Origin of the sequence: Kaistia algarum (assembly GCF_026343945.1) — a bacterium.
In the GTDB taxonomy this organism is placed as follows: domain Bacteria; phylum Pseudomonadota; class Alphaproteobacteria; order Rhizobiales; family Kaistiaceae; genus Kaistia; species Kaistia algarum.
The window spans coordinates 1992962-2007886 of record NZ_JAPKNJ010000001.1; the positions used below are offsets into that span (position 1 = coordinate 1992962).

Here is a 14925-nt window from a genome sequence, read left to right on the forward strand (position 1 = left end):
TTTAGTCCTGCGGGTCCTGCGCCGCTCCCGGCGCGTTCTTCTCGGGCATTTCCGGCGGTTCTGTCTCGGAGCCGTCGCCAATGCCGACAAGCCCGTCTTCGCCTCGAAAACGGGCGAGCGTTGCGACACGCTCCATAGCATTTTCGCTCGCCCGGCCCGCGAGCAGAGCAGCATGTATCACATTTGACCGGCCTAATGCCAAATCCAATTGTCCGGAAGCAAAGATTCGGACAATCGGAACGGAATTGGCCTTTCCAAAGCGCCGCCGAAGCGCCGCCTCGATCTTTTCGCGCCCGTCATCGCCGGCTTCCTTGGCCTGAACGATGGCGATCACGGCATCCCTGGCAATCGCCGCCTCGACCTTCGCAAAGCCGGTGAGGATCTCACCGGCCTTTCGCGCGAAGGACAGCGACTGCAACGCTGCATCCTCCAGCAGGCTGTCGACGCGATCGGCAAGGCCGGGCTCGACCTTCGCCTCGACGCGAAACCCGCGCGAGAAAACCTTCTTGCGCTCCGCCGCGGCCAGGATCTCCCACCGCGCCGTCACCCAGACTCCCCTTCCAGGAAGCCGGCGGCGAAGATCGGGAACCACCCGGCCCTCCGGATCGAGCACGAAACGTATCATCCGGTCCGTCGGCATCGCGAGGCGCGAGACGACGCAGCTTCGGATCAAGGGCTCGTTGCGGCTCGCCAAAACTACCTCCGCAAGAAGAGAGACGGGTTCAAGACCCGCTCTCTTCCTCCGTCTCCTGAACCTCGGCGGCCGCCTCTTCCTCGGTGATCCATCCCGCCTTCACGCGTGCGGCCATGATCATCGCCTCGGCGTCGGCTCGGGTCAGCCCGAACTTGTCGAGCAGGCCCGAATGACGCTTCGTCTCGCCATCGTTTCGTTCCGCCCATCCGACCAGATCGTCCGGAACACTTCCGGCGAAATCATCCATCGTCTTGATGCCGTCCTTGCCAAGCGCGACCAGCATCGAGGAGGTCATGGCGGGCAGTTCGAGCAGATCGTCCTCAACGCCCAGCTTGCGACGCTCCTCGTCGTGCTCGGCTTCGAGACGCTCCAGATAGTCGCGGGCGCGCTGCTGAAGCTCGCCGGCCGTCTCTTCGTCGAAGCCTTCGATCGAAGCGAGTTCTTCCGGTGCGACGAAGGCGATCTCCTCCAGCGAGGCGAAGCCTTCCGATGCCAGCAGCTGGCCCACGACCTCGTCGGCGTCGAGCGCCGTGTTGAAGAGGGTGGACCGCTCCTGGAATTCCTTCTGCCGGCGCTCGGACTCTTCCTGCTCCGTCAGAATGTCGATGTCCCAGCCGGTAAGCTGCGAAGCGAGGCGCACGTTCTGGCCACGCCGTCCGATCGCAAGCGACAATTGGTCATCGGGGACGACAACTTCAATACGCTCGGCGTCTTCGTCCAGCACGACCTTGGCGACTTCGGCCGGCTGCAAGGCATTGACGATGAAGGTGGCCGGGTCGCCGGACCAGGGAATGATGTCGATCTTCTCGCCCTGAAGCTCGTTCACCACCGCCTGGACGCGGCTGCCACGCATTCCGACGCAGGCGCCAACCGGATCGATCGAGCTGTCGCGCGAGATCACGGCCATCTTGGCGCGCGAACCCGGATCGCGGGCAACCGCCTTCACCTCGATGATGCCGTCATAGATCTCCGGCACTTCCTGGGCGAAGAGTTTCGCCATGAATTGCGGGTGCGTGCGGGAGAGGAAGATCTGCGGGCCGCGCTGCTCGCGCCGCACGTCGTAGACGTAGGAGCGAATGCGGTCGCCATAGCGGAAGACTTCGCGCGGAACCAGCTCGTCACGGCGCACGATGCCCTCGCCGCGGCCGAGATCGACAATGACATTGCCATATTCGACGCGCTTGACCGAGCCGTTGACGATCTCGCCGATCCGATCCTTGTATTCGTCGAACTGGCGATCGCGCTCGGCCTCACGAACCTTCTGGACGATGACCTGCTTGGCCGACTGCGCCGCGATGCGGCCGAAATCCATCGGGGGAAGCGGCTCGGCGATGTAGTCGCCGATGCGGGCGGCGGGGTTCTGGTCGGTCGCTACTTCAAGGGACACCTCGACCGCCGGATTATCGACCGTCTCCACGACCTGAAGCAGGCGCTGGAGCCGGATCTCGCCGGTCTTCGGATTGATCTCGGCGCGCACGTCTGTCTCGGAACCGTAGCGCGAGCGGGCTGCCTTCTGGATCGCATCTTCCATGGCGGCGATGACGATCTGGCGATCGATCACCTTCTCGCGGGCGACCGCGTCGGCGATCTGCAAGAGTTCCAGCCGGTTGGCGCTGACTGCCATCGTCCTGTCTCCACTTTAACGTCTGAACAAGCGTCCCGCCTCAGGCGTCGGACGACTCGTCGGTTAAGTCCTCGTCATCCAGCCCGGCGACGCTTCTCGCCGCCTTGGTCTGGACAAGGGTGTCCTCAATCAGCGCGTCCGTCAGGACGAGCTTCGCTTCGCCGATCGCCGAAAGCGGCAGGCGAAAACGATCCGGTGCGTCCGGCTGGGCGTCGTCGATCTTCACGCCGATCTCATCGCCCTCCAGACCGAGCAAGGTGCCGCGGAACCGGCGACGACCCTCGATCGGAATGGCCAGTTCTATCTTGGCGACATGACCGGACCAGCGCTCGAAATCGGAACGCCTTACCAGCGGACGGTCGATGCCGGGCGACGATACTTCAAGATGGTAGGCCTCGGCGATCGGATCATCGACGTCGAGCGCCGGCGACAGATCGCGGCTGATCGCCTCGCAATCGGTTACCGTCATCGTCCCGTCAGGCCGCTCCGCCATGATCTGGAGGGTGAGGCCGTTACGGCGCGAGGTCTTCACGCGGACCAGGCGATAGCCGAGTCCTTCGACGACCGGCTCGACGATCGCAGCGATGCGGGCATCGAGTCCCGTCTCGACGACGATGCGAACCTCGATCTCGGAACTGCTGTCGGCCAAGCGCCGCATCCTCCGTCTTGACGATCGGCGTAGACCGAAAGGAGCGGGCCCGGCGGGTCCACTCTCTAACGAACCGATCGTTTGAGATGAATGACAAGCGCTATAGGCCGAGACGCGCTCAAATGCAAGCGACCCGAAAGCTGGGGACTTTGAAATGATCCGATGGCGCCTGTGACAGCGTTCACTGGCGCGTCATGCGGATTATTCTAATTTGAGCAGCGTTTCGTAACGATTCGCAAAGCATGCCGGGATAGTCCTTCGTCGACCGGCACCCCCTCCTCCCTAGAGTTGCGTAACCGATGCAGTCCGTTCTCATCCGCTTCGTCGCTTTCCTGCTGCTCTCCGTCGCCGGCACCTGGATCCTGGCGCTGCCCTATCTGGTGCAGAACTAGAACTGGGCCAGGGTCCGCTTGCTTCCTGGCGAGCCGGTTCCCCGTTGGCTTGGACGCCGTCGGAGTGCTGTCAGCGCCTCTTGAAGGTCAGATAGGTTCCGCGCCGACCCTCGCGGATCGCTTTTGCCTCATAGCGCGTGCCGGGCCAGCCCGGGAAAGGCGTGCGCCAATCGTCCGCATCCTGGGCCAGCCACTCGAAGGCGGGGGCGTCGCGCAGATGCAGCAGCGTCCATTCGACATAGCTGTCGATGTCGGAAGCGAAGCGGAACAGTCCCCCGGGCTTCAGGACCCGAGCAAAGCGCTCGACATTCTTTGCCGAAACGAAGCGCCGCTTCCAGTGCTTGAACTTCGGCCATGGATCTGGATAGAGCAGATCGATTGCGGCGAGGCTCTCGGACGGCAGCCAATCCAGCAGTTCCGCGGCGTCCCGGCTGAAGAGACGCAGATTGCGGACGCCGCGTTCCTCGATCGCGGTGGCCGCCTTGGCCATCCCGTTCAGGAACGGCTCGACGCCGATGCGGCCGATCGCGGGTGCTTCGACCGCACGGTGGAGGAGATGCTCGCCGCCACCGAAGCCAATCTCAAGTACCACTGAACCGACGGGGACCTCGAACAGTTTTTCGAGCCGCTCGGGCGGGGGCTGCGATAGATCGAGTTCCAGGCGGCCGAGCACGCGTTCCAGCGTGTCGGCACGGCCGGCACGAAGCGTATGACCCTTGCGGCGCCCGAAGAAGGAATCGCGGCGCTGACCGATTTCCGTGTCGCTCACAGCGCCTTGCGAAGCCGTTCTGCGAGATCCGTCCGCTCCCACGAGAAGCCGCCATCGGCCTCCGGCGGGCGGCCGAAATGGCCATAGGCCGAGGTGCGGGCATAGATCGGCCGATTGAGATCGAGATGCTCGCGGATGCCGCGCGGCGACAGGTCCATGACCTCTGCCAGCGCCCTTTCCAGCTGCGCTTCCTCGACCTGCCCCGTGCCATGCAGATCGACATAGATCGACAGGGGCTGCGACACGCCGATCGCATAGGAGAGCTGGATCGTGCAGCGGCCGGCGACGCCGGAGGCCACGACATTCTTGGCGAGATAGCGCGCCGCATAGGCAGCGGACCGGTCGACCTTGGTCGGATCCTTACCCGAAAACGCGCCGCCGCCATGGGGAGCCGCGCCACCATAGGTGTCGACGATGATCTTGCGGCCAGTGAGGCCGGCGTCGCCATCCGGGCCGCCGATCACGAACTTGCCGGTGGGATTGACGTGCCAGATCGTCGACGGCGAGATCCAACCTTCGGGAAGCGCTTCGCGGATATAGGGTTCGACGATCGCGCGGACGTCATGCGAGGTCAGGTGCTCGTCCAGATGCTGGGTCGAGAGCACGATCTGCGTCACCTCGACCGGCTTGCCATCCTCATAGCGAACCGTGACCTGGCTCTTGGCGTCCGGGCCGAGCGCCCGCGTCTCGCCGGTGCGCCTGGCTTCCGACAGACGCTTCAGGATGCGATGAGCATAGAAGATCGGAGCCGGCATGAGCTCCGGCGTCTCGGAGCAGGCATAGCCGAACATGATGCCCTGATCGCCGGCGCCTTCATCCTTGTTGCCGGCGGAATCGACGCCGACCGCGATATCGACCGACTGCGCGTGCAGATGCACGTCGATAGCGGCCGTCTCCCAATGGAAGCCGGCCTGCTCGTAGCCGATGTCCCGGATCGCGAGCCGTGCCGTGTGCGCGACGAAGTCGCGTGTGATCGCCGAGGGGCCGCGCGTTTCGCCCGCGATCACGACGCGATTGGTGGTCGCAAGCGTCTCGCAGGCGACGCGCAGATGCGAAGGATCCCAGCCCTGTTCCGGTCCGATCCGGAAAAAGGCATCGACCACTTCATCGGATATTCTGTCACAGACCTTGTCGGGGTGGCCTTCGGAAACGGATTCACTCGTGAACAGATAGGACGTCCTGGACACTTAGAAAGACCCCGCACAAGGTTCGGCCGGGTCGTTCACCCTGGCAACAGACGAACGCTTTTAACCCGATCATTCTATCGGTCAAGCGAGATTGCCGCGGTTTCCGGAAGATTGCCTGCAGCCGAAACGGCGTTCCAACGCGGCCGCAAGCCCCGCAAAACGTTTGCGCCAGCCAATACTCCGCCCGGCTCCGTTCAGTCGGTCGCTTCCTCGCCCGCAATCGAACGCACGAGTTCGACGATGCGCCGGCGCACCTTGGCATCCTTGATGCGTACAAAGGCCTTGTTGAGCTGCAGCCCTTCGGCGCTGGCGAGAAAATCGGTCACGAAGGCCGCAGGACGGGACTCGGCAAACCCAGCTTCCGTCGAAGCCCCCGGAGCATCCTCGAAGAAGAAGGAAACCGGAACCTCCAGAACGGAAGCAATGTGCTGGAGCCGGCTCGCGCCGATGCGGTTGGTGCCCTTCTCATATTTCTGGATCTGCTGAAAGGTGATGCCGAGGCTCTCGCCCAACCGTTCCTGGCTCATGCTCTGCATCATGCGTCGAAGACGCACGCGGCTTCCAACATGGATGTCGATCGGGTTGGGCTGCTTCTTATTGACCATCAAGGGCTCACCTATAAAAACGGGTATGCGCGAGCGAGGACGGATCCAATCCTACCTCTACACGTGTCGAACAACAGTCTCGGTCCATCGCTTTTGCGGCGGTGGACGTAAGCCCCACGGCGTCAAAATGAAGCCCATCCGACATGCTGTCAATTGCGACGTTTAGTTCTAGTGAAACTTCCAGTAGCCGCAACGGCTGCGGACAATAGGCATAACGCAAGATAGACTGCATCACCAAACCGTGAATAGATCGTCTGGCTCAGCGGCTTCGGCAGCGGCCCGTCTACGATCCCCGCCTCCCCGACTTCGCGCCGGGCCAGGATCCGACCATAGGGGTCGATGATCGCCGAGATGCCGGAATTGGCGGCACGCGCGACCGGAAGGCCCTCTTCAACCGCCCGCACGACCGCCTGCTGCAGGTGCTGGCGCGGTCCGGGCGTATCGCCGAACCAGCCGTCATTGGTGACGTTCACGAACCAGGACGGCCGATTGGCAGGATCGGTGACGGCCCCGGGAAAGATAATCTCATAGCAGATGAGCGGGCCGAAGGAGGGTGCATGCTCCAGTGGCAAGGTGCGCAGGCGACGACCCGGATCGAAGCCGCCCGGCAATGCCACCATCTGGCGGAAGCCGAGCTGCCGTAACCAGCCCTCGAAGGGAAGATATTCTCCAAACGGAACAAGATGGACCTTGTCGAAGGCATCGCGGATCGTTCCGTCATCACCGATGACATAGAGGCTGTTGAAGACCCGGGCGCCGTCGATGCCGTCAATATCGGGTTCTGCCCGCGCGGCACCTGTCAGCAATGTGGTGCCTGGAGGCAACAAAGCGCCTATCGCGGCGAGCGCATTGGGCCGGTCGGTCAGGTAGAAGGGGAAAGCGGTCTCCGGCCAGATGAGCACCGTGAACGGGGCCGGGCCGCTCTCGGTCATGCCGGTGGCGGAGAGGCTCAGATAGCGCGCCATCACATCGCTTTCATGCTCCGGCGACCACTTTTCGTCCTGCGCGATGGCGGGCTGGACCAATCGGAGGCGGACGCTATCGACGACGGCCCCGTCAGCCAGCGCGAGGCGATAGGCGCCGAAGGCAATATCCGCCAGGAGCAGCAGAAGAATGAATGCGAAGGCGGCAGGGTCACCGCGGCGGACGCGGGACGAGGGGCCGATCACCAGAGCCGGCGCCGCGAAGACCAGCACCGCCAGCAGCGTCACACCCCAGATGCCGATAAGGGAAGCGATCTGCATGAAGAGCGGTGTCGGCGTCAGGACATAGCCGAGCGCGTTCCAGGGGAACCCAGTGAGCACATGTCCCCGAAGCCATTCCGTGAGGCTGAGCGCAATGGCCAGAACGACGATCCGGGGCCAGCCCTCCGACCAGAAGAAGCGCCGAGCGACCGCAGTCGCGACGCCCCAGAACAGCGCCAGACCCGCGGGCAACGCGACGACGGCGATGGGCATGAGCCAGAGAAACGCCCCCGCATCGGCGAGGAAGGCCGCGCCGATCCACCAGAGGCCGCCGAGGAAATAGCCGAAACCAAAGCCCCAGCCGACCGCGAAGGCTGGGCCGAGGCTTGCCCGAACCCCCGCCCGTGGCTCGGCGATGCAGCCGTCGAGAAGCCAGACGAATACCGGAACCGTCACCCACAGGACGGGAAACCAGCCGAGCGGCGCAAGTCCGAGCGACGAAAACGCGCCGGCTCCGATCGCCAACGCCAGCCGACGCCAGCCCCAGCTCAACAGGACGAAATGGCCGAATTCGAGCGCGGCGCGCCGGATGGCGGACCCGTTCGGCATGGAGATTCCTCGAAACTTCGTGAAAAGAGGCAGACTATGGAGGGATGAGCGAGCGGGCGCCGCCCGTCAAGCGGCGGCCGCGTCGCTGCGGCGAATGCGGAGGCGCTTTACGCGGCGAGGGTCGGAATCCAGGATCTCGAATTCGAGGCCGCCGGGAATCTCGACGCGTTCGCCAGCCAGCGGAATGCGGCCAAGCAGGGTGAAGACAAGGCCGCCGACGGTGTCGACATCATCATGCTCGGAGCCGAGATCGAGACGGGTTCCGACCGTCGCCTCGAACTCGTCGAGATCGGCTCGCGCGTCGGCGAGGTAGCTGCCATCCGCCTCGCGGACGATCTGCGGCGCCTCTTCCTCGTCATGCTCGTCCTCGATCTCGCCGAAGACGATCTCCACCACATCCTCCAGCGAAACGAGGCCGTCCGTACCACCATATTCGTCGATGACGAGTGCCATCTGGACTCGGTTCGCCTGCATCGTCGAGAGCATGGTGGCAGCCTGCATCGAGGGCGGGACAAAGAGGACGCGGCGAACGATGTCGGCGTCGGCGAGCTTGACCTGAAGATCGACGCGGGCGAGTTCGAGGCCGGACTCCGTCAGTGCCTTGGAGAGGATGCGGTCCATCAGATCCTTGATGTGGATCATCCCGATCACATCGTCGAGCGATTCACGGTAGACCGGCATGCGCGAATGACCGGACTCCTTGAAGCCCTTCAGCGCCTCGCCGACGGTCATGTCGACGTCCAGGGCAAGGATATCGGCGCGCGGCACCATCACGTCGTCGACGCGGACCTCGCGCAGATGCAGGATGTTGCGGAGCATGCGCCGCTCTTCTTCTGAGAAGGCGGCCTCCGCCCCCTCCGCCTGAAGCGCATCCTCGATATTGTCGCGCAGGGATATGGACGGCTTCAAGCCCACGGCCTGTCGGAGGCGATCGAACCAGCTTTCGCTGCTCTTTTCCACCTCCCGCTCGGGCGCGAAGGCCTGGCTACTCTGCGGTTCGGAATTCGCTTCGGCGCCCGGGCCGGGCGTGTCGGTGTCGGTCATCGTCCTGCTATCTAGTGGTGTGGGTCGCCGCCGTCCGGGTCGGAACCGGCATAGGGGTCGGCGATACCCAATCTGCCGAGTATCTTCGCTTCCAGAGCTTCCATACGCTCCGCCTCGGCATCTTCCAGATGATCATGCCCGAACAGGTGAAGCAAGCCGTGCACGACCAAGTGAGTGAGATGGTGGTCGAAGGAAAGCCCTTCGGCTTCCGCTTCGGCCGACACGGTCTCCTGCGCGATCACGATATCGCCGAGCAGCGGCCCGAACCGTTTGCGGCCCGGGGGCGTGCCCGGAAACGACAGGACGTTGGTCGTCCGGTCCTTCTCGCGGTACTGCGCATTCAGCGCGCGGACATGCGCGTCGTCGGTGAACACAACGGAGAGCTCGGAGCCTTCGACGAAGCGCAGGCCGCCCACGGCAATACTGGCCTCAACGACATCGGCCACGAGTCGGGCCAGGTCCGGATCGCCCGGCCAGTTCCCGGATTCGACCAGGAGATCGACCGCGATCGGCAACTCGGACGTCATCCGGCGCTCCCGAAACCACCGCCGCCATGCGAGCCGGCCGAGCGGTGCGGTGGCGTGACCCGCGACGCGGCGTCATAGGCGCGGACGATGCGGCCGACGAGCGGATGGCGGACGACGTCGACATCCGTGAAGCGGATCTGCACGATGCCGGGCACGTCACGCAGCAGATCCGCCGCCTCGGCCAAGCCCGAAACCTGGCCGTTCGGCAGGTCGACCTGGGTCGGATCGCCGGTGATGATCATGCGCGAGCCTTCGCCCAGACGCGTCAGGAACATCTTCATCTGCATCGAGGTCGTGTTCTGGGCCTCGTCGAGGATCACCACGGCATTAGCGAGCGTACGGCCGCGCATGAAGGCAAGCGGCGCCACCTCAATCATGCCCGACGTCAGGCCGCGCTCGACCTTGTCGGGCGGCATCATGTCGTAGAGCGCGTCATAGAGCGGACGCAAATAGGGATCGACCTTCTCCTTCATGTCGCCGGGCAAGAAGCCGAGCCGCTCGCCCGCCTCCACAGCCGGACGCGACAGGATGAGGCGTGAGACGTCGCCGCGCTCGATCAGCGCCGCCGCATAGGCCACGGCCAGATAGGTCTTGCCCGTTCCGGCCGGCCCGATGCCGAACACCATCTCGGAGCGGTCCATCGCCCGGATATAGGCGTCCTGCGCCGGATTGCGGGCCATGATCGTGCGCCGGCGCGTCGAGATCTGAGCCATGGCGAGGCGGCCCTTCGGCTCGAAGCTCGGCAGGCTGAGCTGCTCGTCGGCGGTCTCGGCCATCCGGACGGCGCCCTCGACATCGGCCGGGCCAATCTCGTGCCCCTGCTGCAGGCGGATGTAGAGCAGGTCAAGCGCAAGGCGGGCTTGCGCGCAGGCCTCCGGACGTCCCCGGATGGTCAGCTGATTGCCACGCGCCACCGCCTCGATGCCGAGCTTCTGCTCGAGAATGGCGAGGTTCTGGTCGAACTGGCCGAACAGTTCGCTGGCGAGGCGATTGTCGTCGAAACCGATCACCACATGGGCGATATCGGAGGCATGCGACATCTCCGATACCGTGCCACCGGGCGGCCTCGGGGGCGTCGAGGAGCGTGCGTTCACGTCGTGACCTCCAGAGATACGGACGGGCGATGCCTCGCAAGCGCCTCGATGCGCTCGCCGAAGAGAGAGTTGCTGCCGAGTGACGCGATCGAGACGCGGCCTATCTTGCCGATCCAGCTGGCGTCGCCATCGAGCTGCACCGCCTGCAGATAGGGGGAGCGGCCCATGATCTGGCCCGGCTGGCGGCCCGCCCGCTCGAAGAGCACGTCCATCGACGTTCCGACCTTGGAACGGTTGAACGCCGTCTGCTGATCGAGGATGAGCGCCTGCAGCCCGGAAAGCCGCTCGCTCGCGATCGGATCGGCAACGAAATCCGTAAGGCCGGCGGCCGGCGTGCCGGGACGGGCGCTATATTTGAAGGAATAAGCGGCGCAATAGCCGACGCGCTCGACGAGATGCATCGTCGCCTCGAAATCGGCATCGGTCTCGCCCGGGAAACCGACGATGAAATCCGAAGAGAGCGCGATATCCGGCCGAATGTCGCGGATGCGGTCGACGAGGCGGAAATAATCGTCGGCGCGGTGGCGGCGGTTCATCGCGGCGAGAATGCGATCCGAGCCCGACTGAACCGGCAGATGCAGATAGGGCATCAGCGCCGGCAGATCCCGATGGGCCGCGATCAACGCGTCGTCCATGTCGCGCGGATGGCTCGTCGTATAGCGCAGCCGGTCGAGTCCGGGAATCTCGGCGAGGCGAAAGAGCAACCGTCCCAGCCCCCATTCGCTGCCATCATCGCCAAGCCCATGCCAGGCGTTGACGTTCTGGCCGAGCAGCGTCACCTCGCGCACGCCCGCCTCGGCGAGCCGCTGGGCTTCCTCGACGATCCGCGACACCGGGCGCGACACCTCGGCACCGCGCGTATAGGGCACGACGCAGAAGGTGCAGAACTTGTCGCAGCCCTCCTGAATGGTCAGGAAGGCCGTGACGCCGCGCGATCGGGTACGCGCGGCCGCGGCGGCAGGAAGGCGCTCGAATTTCTCGGCTATGGCGAACTCGGTCTCGACCGGGCGGCCGCCGCGCTCGACGTCGCGCAAGAGCGCCGGCAGGTGCTGATAGGATTGCGGCCCGACGACCAAATCGACAACGGGCGCGCGGCGCGCGATCTCCGATCCTTCGGCCTGCGCAACGCAGCCTGCGACGCCGACGACAACGCGCCGACCGGCCCGCGCCGCTTCCTCCTTCAGGAGACGGACGCGGCCAAGCTCGGAATACACCTTCTCCGCCGCCTTCTCGCGGATATGGCAGGTATTGAGCAGGACGAGGTCGGCATCCTCGACACGATCCGTCTGCTGGTAGCCCTCAACCGCCAGTGAGTCCGCCATACGATCGGAATCGTAGACATTCATCTGGCAGCCATAGGTCTTGATGAAGACGCGCTTTGGTTCTCGAATTCCGGTCATCGATCCCGGTGAATGGCAAGGGGCGGAACGCTGGTTGCATCCCTTGACCCTTCCTAGCCGCTTTCCGTGACGCTGAGAATAGGCGCCGGTGCCGTCGGCGGCGGAACCGGCGGTCTGTTGCGCCCGGCCCTCACGGCCCGGACCATGCGGCGGACCTCGGCTTCCGCCGCGGCGGCAACGACTTTGCGGTCCGTTTCAGGCCCGAAGGCGATCGGCGTTCCAAAGACGACGACCGCGTCGATCGATCCAACGCAGATCAGGCCGGTGAGATGGGGCGCTAGATCCATGTCGCCGTGCCAGGCAACGTCGGCCATGCGCTGTCGCCCGATCGCCAAGCCCTGCAACGCCGTGTAGACGATCGCCACGGGCTGGACGACGACCTCGGCGTCGGGGCCGGTAGCGTGCCGCGCGGCACCGACGAGCGCACTGCGGAAGGGCAGAACCGAGATGCCGTCATCGGTCGTGCCTTCGGCAAACAGCACGATGGCATCGCCGGCGACGAGACGCGCGGCGATCGCCTCGTTCGAGGCCGGTGCCGAGCCGCGACGGGTGCGATCGATGAAGACGCTCCGCTGCAGGCGGGCGAGCCATTTCACCACCGGCCAGGTCCCGACCTCGCTTTTCGCGATGAAGGAAACCGGAAGCACGCTTCCCAGGGTGACGATATCGAGCCAGGAAACGTGATTCGAGAGGATGAGGAGTGGCCTTTCCGACGCCGGGGCGCCCTGGATCGTTACCTTCAGGCCCAGGCAGAAGGCAGCGACGCGTTGCCACCACATCGGGATCCGTCCCGCGAGCGATGCGGAAAAGCGGATGGCGACCAGCTGCAGAGGCAGCAAAACGAGGGTCGTCAGCGCGAGGACCAGCAGGACAAGACCAACGCGCAGTCGAGCCATCAATGGGTTTCCTTGGGGGGATCGGTCAGCGGGAGGGCGTAAAGCTCAAGACGGTGGCCGACCAACCGGAAACCGAGACGCTTGGCGATCATCTCCTGCAGCGCTTCGATTTCCTCGCTGCGGAATTCGATGACCTCGCCCGAGCGAAGATCGATCAAGTGGTCGTGATGCTCTTCCGACACGGTCTCATAACGGCTGCGGCCGTCTCGGAAATCGTGGCGCTCGATGATGCCCGCGTCCTCGAACAGCTTCACCGTCCGGTAGACGGTCGAAATCGAGATGCGGGCGTCGATCGCGAAGGCGCGCCGATAGACCTCCTCGACGTCGGGGTGATCCGTGGCGGCATCGAGGACGCGCGCGATCACCCGCCGCTGCTCCGTCATGCGCATGCCCTTGGCGGCGCATGCCTCCTCGAGCGTCTGTATCGGCGTGTTCTCTTCCATGCCGCCCGTCCTTCAACTCTACAGAAAGGGTGACAGCCGCTTAGTGAAGTTGCAACCGCAAGACAAGCGCGCCGCTCTCCCGGCCATCGGCACCGCGATAATAGCCCTTCCGTCGGCCGACTTCGACAAAGCCTAGACGGCGATAGAGCGCGATGGCGGGTGGATTGCTCTCATCGACCTCCAGGAACACCTCGGCGGCCCTGTCAGCATAGAGACGACGCAGCAATTCATCCATCAGCCGGCGGCCGAAACCCTGCCCACGGCGCCCGAGCAAAACGGCGACAGTAAGTATCTCGGCCTCGCCGGCCGTGTTGCGGGCGATGACGAAGCCGAGAATCCGGCGCCAGCCAATCACCGATTCGCGGCGCAGCAGGATGCAGCGGACGGTGTCGTCGGCGAGCAGGCTCTCGAACTCATCGACGCTCCAGCCGCGGCGAAAGCCTTCGGCATGGATGGTGGCAAGCGCCTCGAGATCGGCGGCATCGCGCACCTCGTCGAAGAAAATCCGTGGCCTTGGCAACAGTTCGATCATCGCCGGGCAATCCCGCCGCTATGAGGAATGGCATCCGGCGGCTTGCCATAGACAGGCGCCGGAGGAAACGCATCGGGAGAAAGCGCGGCGCCAAGGTCGAGCAGCGTCGCGATGGAAGGTGCCGAGCGAAGGTGAATCGGGGCGAACGCCGCGCCGAGCAGCGCCGCGCCAGCACCAGCGACATCGTAGCTGCCCTCGGGCGCCAACTCGCCGAAGCGCCCCGCGTTGGCAACAGTGAGAGGCCCCAGCGGATCGCCTTCGCCCGAGAAGACTTGCCCATAGAGCTCGTCGGCACGGGCTGGAAGCAGCGCCAGGATCGGCCGATTCGGGGCCGAAACCGAATCGCGCATCTTGGACGCCAGCACGGCATGGGCCTTGAGCGTTGGAATGCCGATCACGGGAATATCCAAGGCGAGGCCAAGACCGCGGGCGGCGGCGATCCCGACACGAAGCCCAGTGAAGGAGCCGGGGCCTGTCGAGACGGCAATGCGGTCAAGATCGCGTGCGGACAGCCCCGCTTCGGCCAGAAGCGCGGCTGTGGCTGGCATAAGGATCTCGGCATGACCACGCCCGATCGTGCGCTCGGACAAACGAATATCCGAGCCCTGGCCGATCGCCACGGAGCAGTCCTCAAGCGCGGTATCGATGGCCAGCACAATCATGCGGACGAGATAGCCGCGTCAGCCCGAGCTGTCGAGCCTCAGCCTACCGCCTGGACTTCCCGCACTTCGGGGATGAAATGACGAAGCAGGTTCTGGATGCCGTTCTTCAGCGTCGCCGTCGAGGAAGGGCAGCCGGCGCAGGAACCGCGCATGTTCAGATAGACGATGCCGTCGCGATAGCCCTGGAAGGTGATGTCGCCGCCATCCTGGGCGACGGCCGGACGAACTCGGGTCTCGATCAGTTCCTTGATCGTCTCGACCGTTTCGGCGTCTTCGGCCTCGAAGAACTCGGAACCGCTGTCGGACGGCTCGGCAGCCGCCATAACGGGCGCACCGGCGACAAAATGTTCCATGATCGCGCCGAGGAGGGCCGGCTTCAGATGCTGCCATTCCCCTTCGTTCTTGGTCACGCTGATGAAGTCGTGACCGAGAAACACGCCCGATACGCCGGATACGGAGAAGATGCGCTCGGCCAGCGGCGAACGGCCTGCCTCGGACGAATCCCGGAATTCCGCCGTGCCATCGGGCAGGACGGGGCGACCGGGGAGAAACTTGAGCGTCGACGGATTGGGTGTCGCTTCGGTCTGGATGAACATTTTGGGCCTCACGTCACC

At 64.6% G+C, this 14925-nt stretch carries 16 protein-coding genes; all 16 read right to left on the minus strand.

Annotated features, from left to right (window positions below; genetic code table 11):
• Position 1: 1 nt before the first annotated feature.
• Positions 2-694 (minus strand): RNA-binding protein, encoded by a 693-nt coding sequence (locus OSH05_RS09660; protein WP_104219403.1) that lies wholly within the window; start codon positions 692-694, stop codon positions 2-4.
• Positions 695-722: 28 nt separating this feature from the next.
• Positions 723-2318: a transcription termination factor NusA gene (gene nusA, locus OSH05_RS09665; RefSeq protein WP_104219402.1), complete on the minus strand. Its 1596-nt coding sequence runs from the start codon at positions 2316-2318 to the stop codon at positions 723-725.
• A 40-nt stretch (positions 2319-2358) separates the two neighbouring features.
• Positions 2359-2976, minus strand: a complete 618-nt coding sequence (rimP, locus tag OSH05_RS09670) for a ribosome maturation factor RimP (protein WP_104219401.1) — start codon at positions 2974-2976, stop codon at positions 2359-2361.
• A 453-nt stretch (positions 2977-3429) separates the two neighbouring features.
• Positions 3430-4128, minus strand: a complete 699-nt coding sequence (trmB, locus tag OSH05_RS09675) for a tRNA (guanosine(46)-N7)-methyltransferase TrmB (RefSeq protein ID WP_104219400.1) — start codon at positions 4126-4128, stop codon at positions 3430-3432.
• A complete protein-coding gene (metK, locus tag OSH05_RS09680) occupies positions 4125-5315 on the minus strand; it encodes a methionine adenosyltransferase (protein ID WP_104219399.1) in 1191 nt (396 codons plus the stop codon). Before metK ends, trmB begins: the two co-directional genes overlap by 4 nt.
• A 194-nt stretch (positions 5316-5509) precedes the next feature.
• Complete coding sequence (locus OSH05_RS09685; protein ID WP_104219398.1) at positions 5510-5923, minus strand: helix-turn-helix domain-containing protein; 414 nt, start codon at positions 5921-5923, stop codon at positions 5510-5512.
• Between the two features lie 146 nt (positions 5924-6069).
• Positions 6070-7713, minus strand: coding sequence for an apolipoprotein N-acyltransferase (gene lnt, locus OSH05_RS09690; RefSeq protein ID WP_104219397.1), 1644 nt, complete (start codon positions 7711-7713; stop codon positions 6070-6072).
• Between the two features lie 66 nt (positions 7714-7779).
• Positions 7780-8757 carry a hemolysin family protein gene (locus OSH05_RS09695; protein WP_104219396.1) on the minus strand — a complete coding sequence of 326 codons (978 nt, stop codon included), beginning with the start codon at positions 8755-8757 and terminating at the stop codon, positions 7780-7782.
• Between the two features lie 11 nt (positions 8758-8768).
• Positions 8769-9284, minus strand: coding sequence for an rRNA maturation RNase YbeY (gene ybeY, locus OSH05_RS09700; protein WP_104219395.1), 516 nt, complete (start codon positions 9282-9284; stop codon positions 8769-8771).
• Positions 9281-10324: a PhoH family protein gene (locus OSH05_RS09705; protein ID WP_104219394.1), complete on the minus strand. Its 1044-nt coding sequence runs from the start codon at positions 10322-10324 to the stop codon at positions 9281-9283. Before OSH05_RS09705 ends, ybeY begins: the two co-directional genes overlap by 4 nt.
• A gap of 50 nt (positions 10325-10374) precedes the next feature.
• Entirely contained in the window at positions 10375-11778 is a 1404-nt protein-coding gene (gene miaB, locus OSH05_RS09710; RefSeq protein ID WP_104219393.1) for a tRNA (N6-isopentenyl adenosine(37)-C2)-methylthiotransferase MiaB, read from the minus strand.
• Between the two features lie 53 nt (positions 11779-11831).
• Entirely contained in the window at positions 11832-12674 is an 843-nt protein-coding gene (locus OSH05_RS09715) for a lysophospholipid acyltransferase family protein (RefSeq protein ID WP_104219392.1), read from the minus strand.
• Positions 12674-13117, minus strand: coding sequence for a Fur family transcriptional regulator (locus tag OSH05_RS09720; protein WP_104219391.1), 444 nt, complete (start codon positions 13115-13117; stop codon positions 12674-12676). The genes OSH05_RS09715 and OSH05_RS09720 overlap by 1 nt, the downstream gene beginning before the upstream one ends.
• A gap of 40 nt (positions 13118-13157) precedes the next feature.
• Positions 13158-13649 carry a GNAT family N-acetyltransferase gene (locus OSH05_RS09725; protein WP_104219390.1) on the minus strand — a complete coding sequence of 164 codons (492 nt, stop codon included), beginning with the start codon at positions 13647-13649 and terminating at the stop codon, positions 13158-13160.
• Positions 13646-14311, minus strand: coding sequence for a tRNA (adenosine(37)-N6)-threonylcarbamoyltransferase complex dimerization subunit type 1 TsaB (gene tsaB, locus OSH05_RS09730; RefSeq protein ID WP_104219389.1), 666 nt, complete (start codon positions 14309-14311; stop codon positions 13646-13648). Before tsaB ends, OSH05_RS09725 begins: the two co-directional genes overlap by 4 nt.
• A 38-nt stretch (positions 14312-14349) precedes the next feature.
• On the minus strand, positions 14350-14907 hold the full coding sequence (locus OSH05_RS09735; RefSeq protein WP_104219388.1) for a NifU family protein: 558 nt from the start codon (positions 14905-14907) through the stop codon (positions 14350-14352).
• Positions 14908-14925 lie beyond the last annotated feature (18 nt).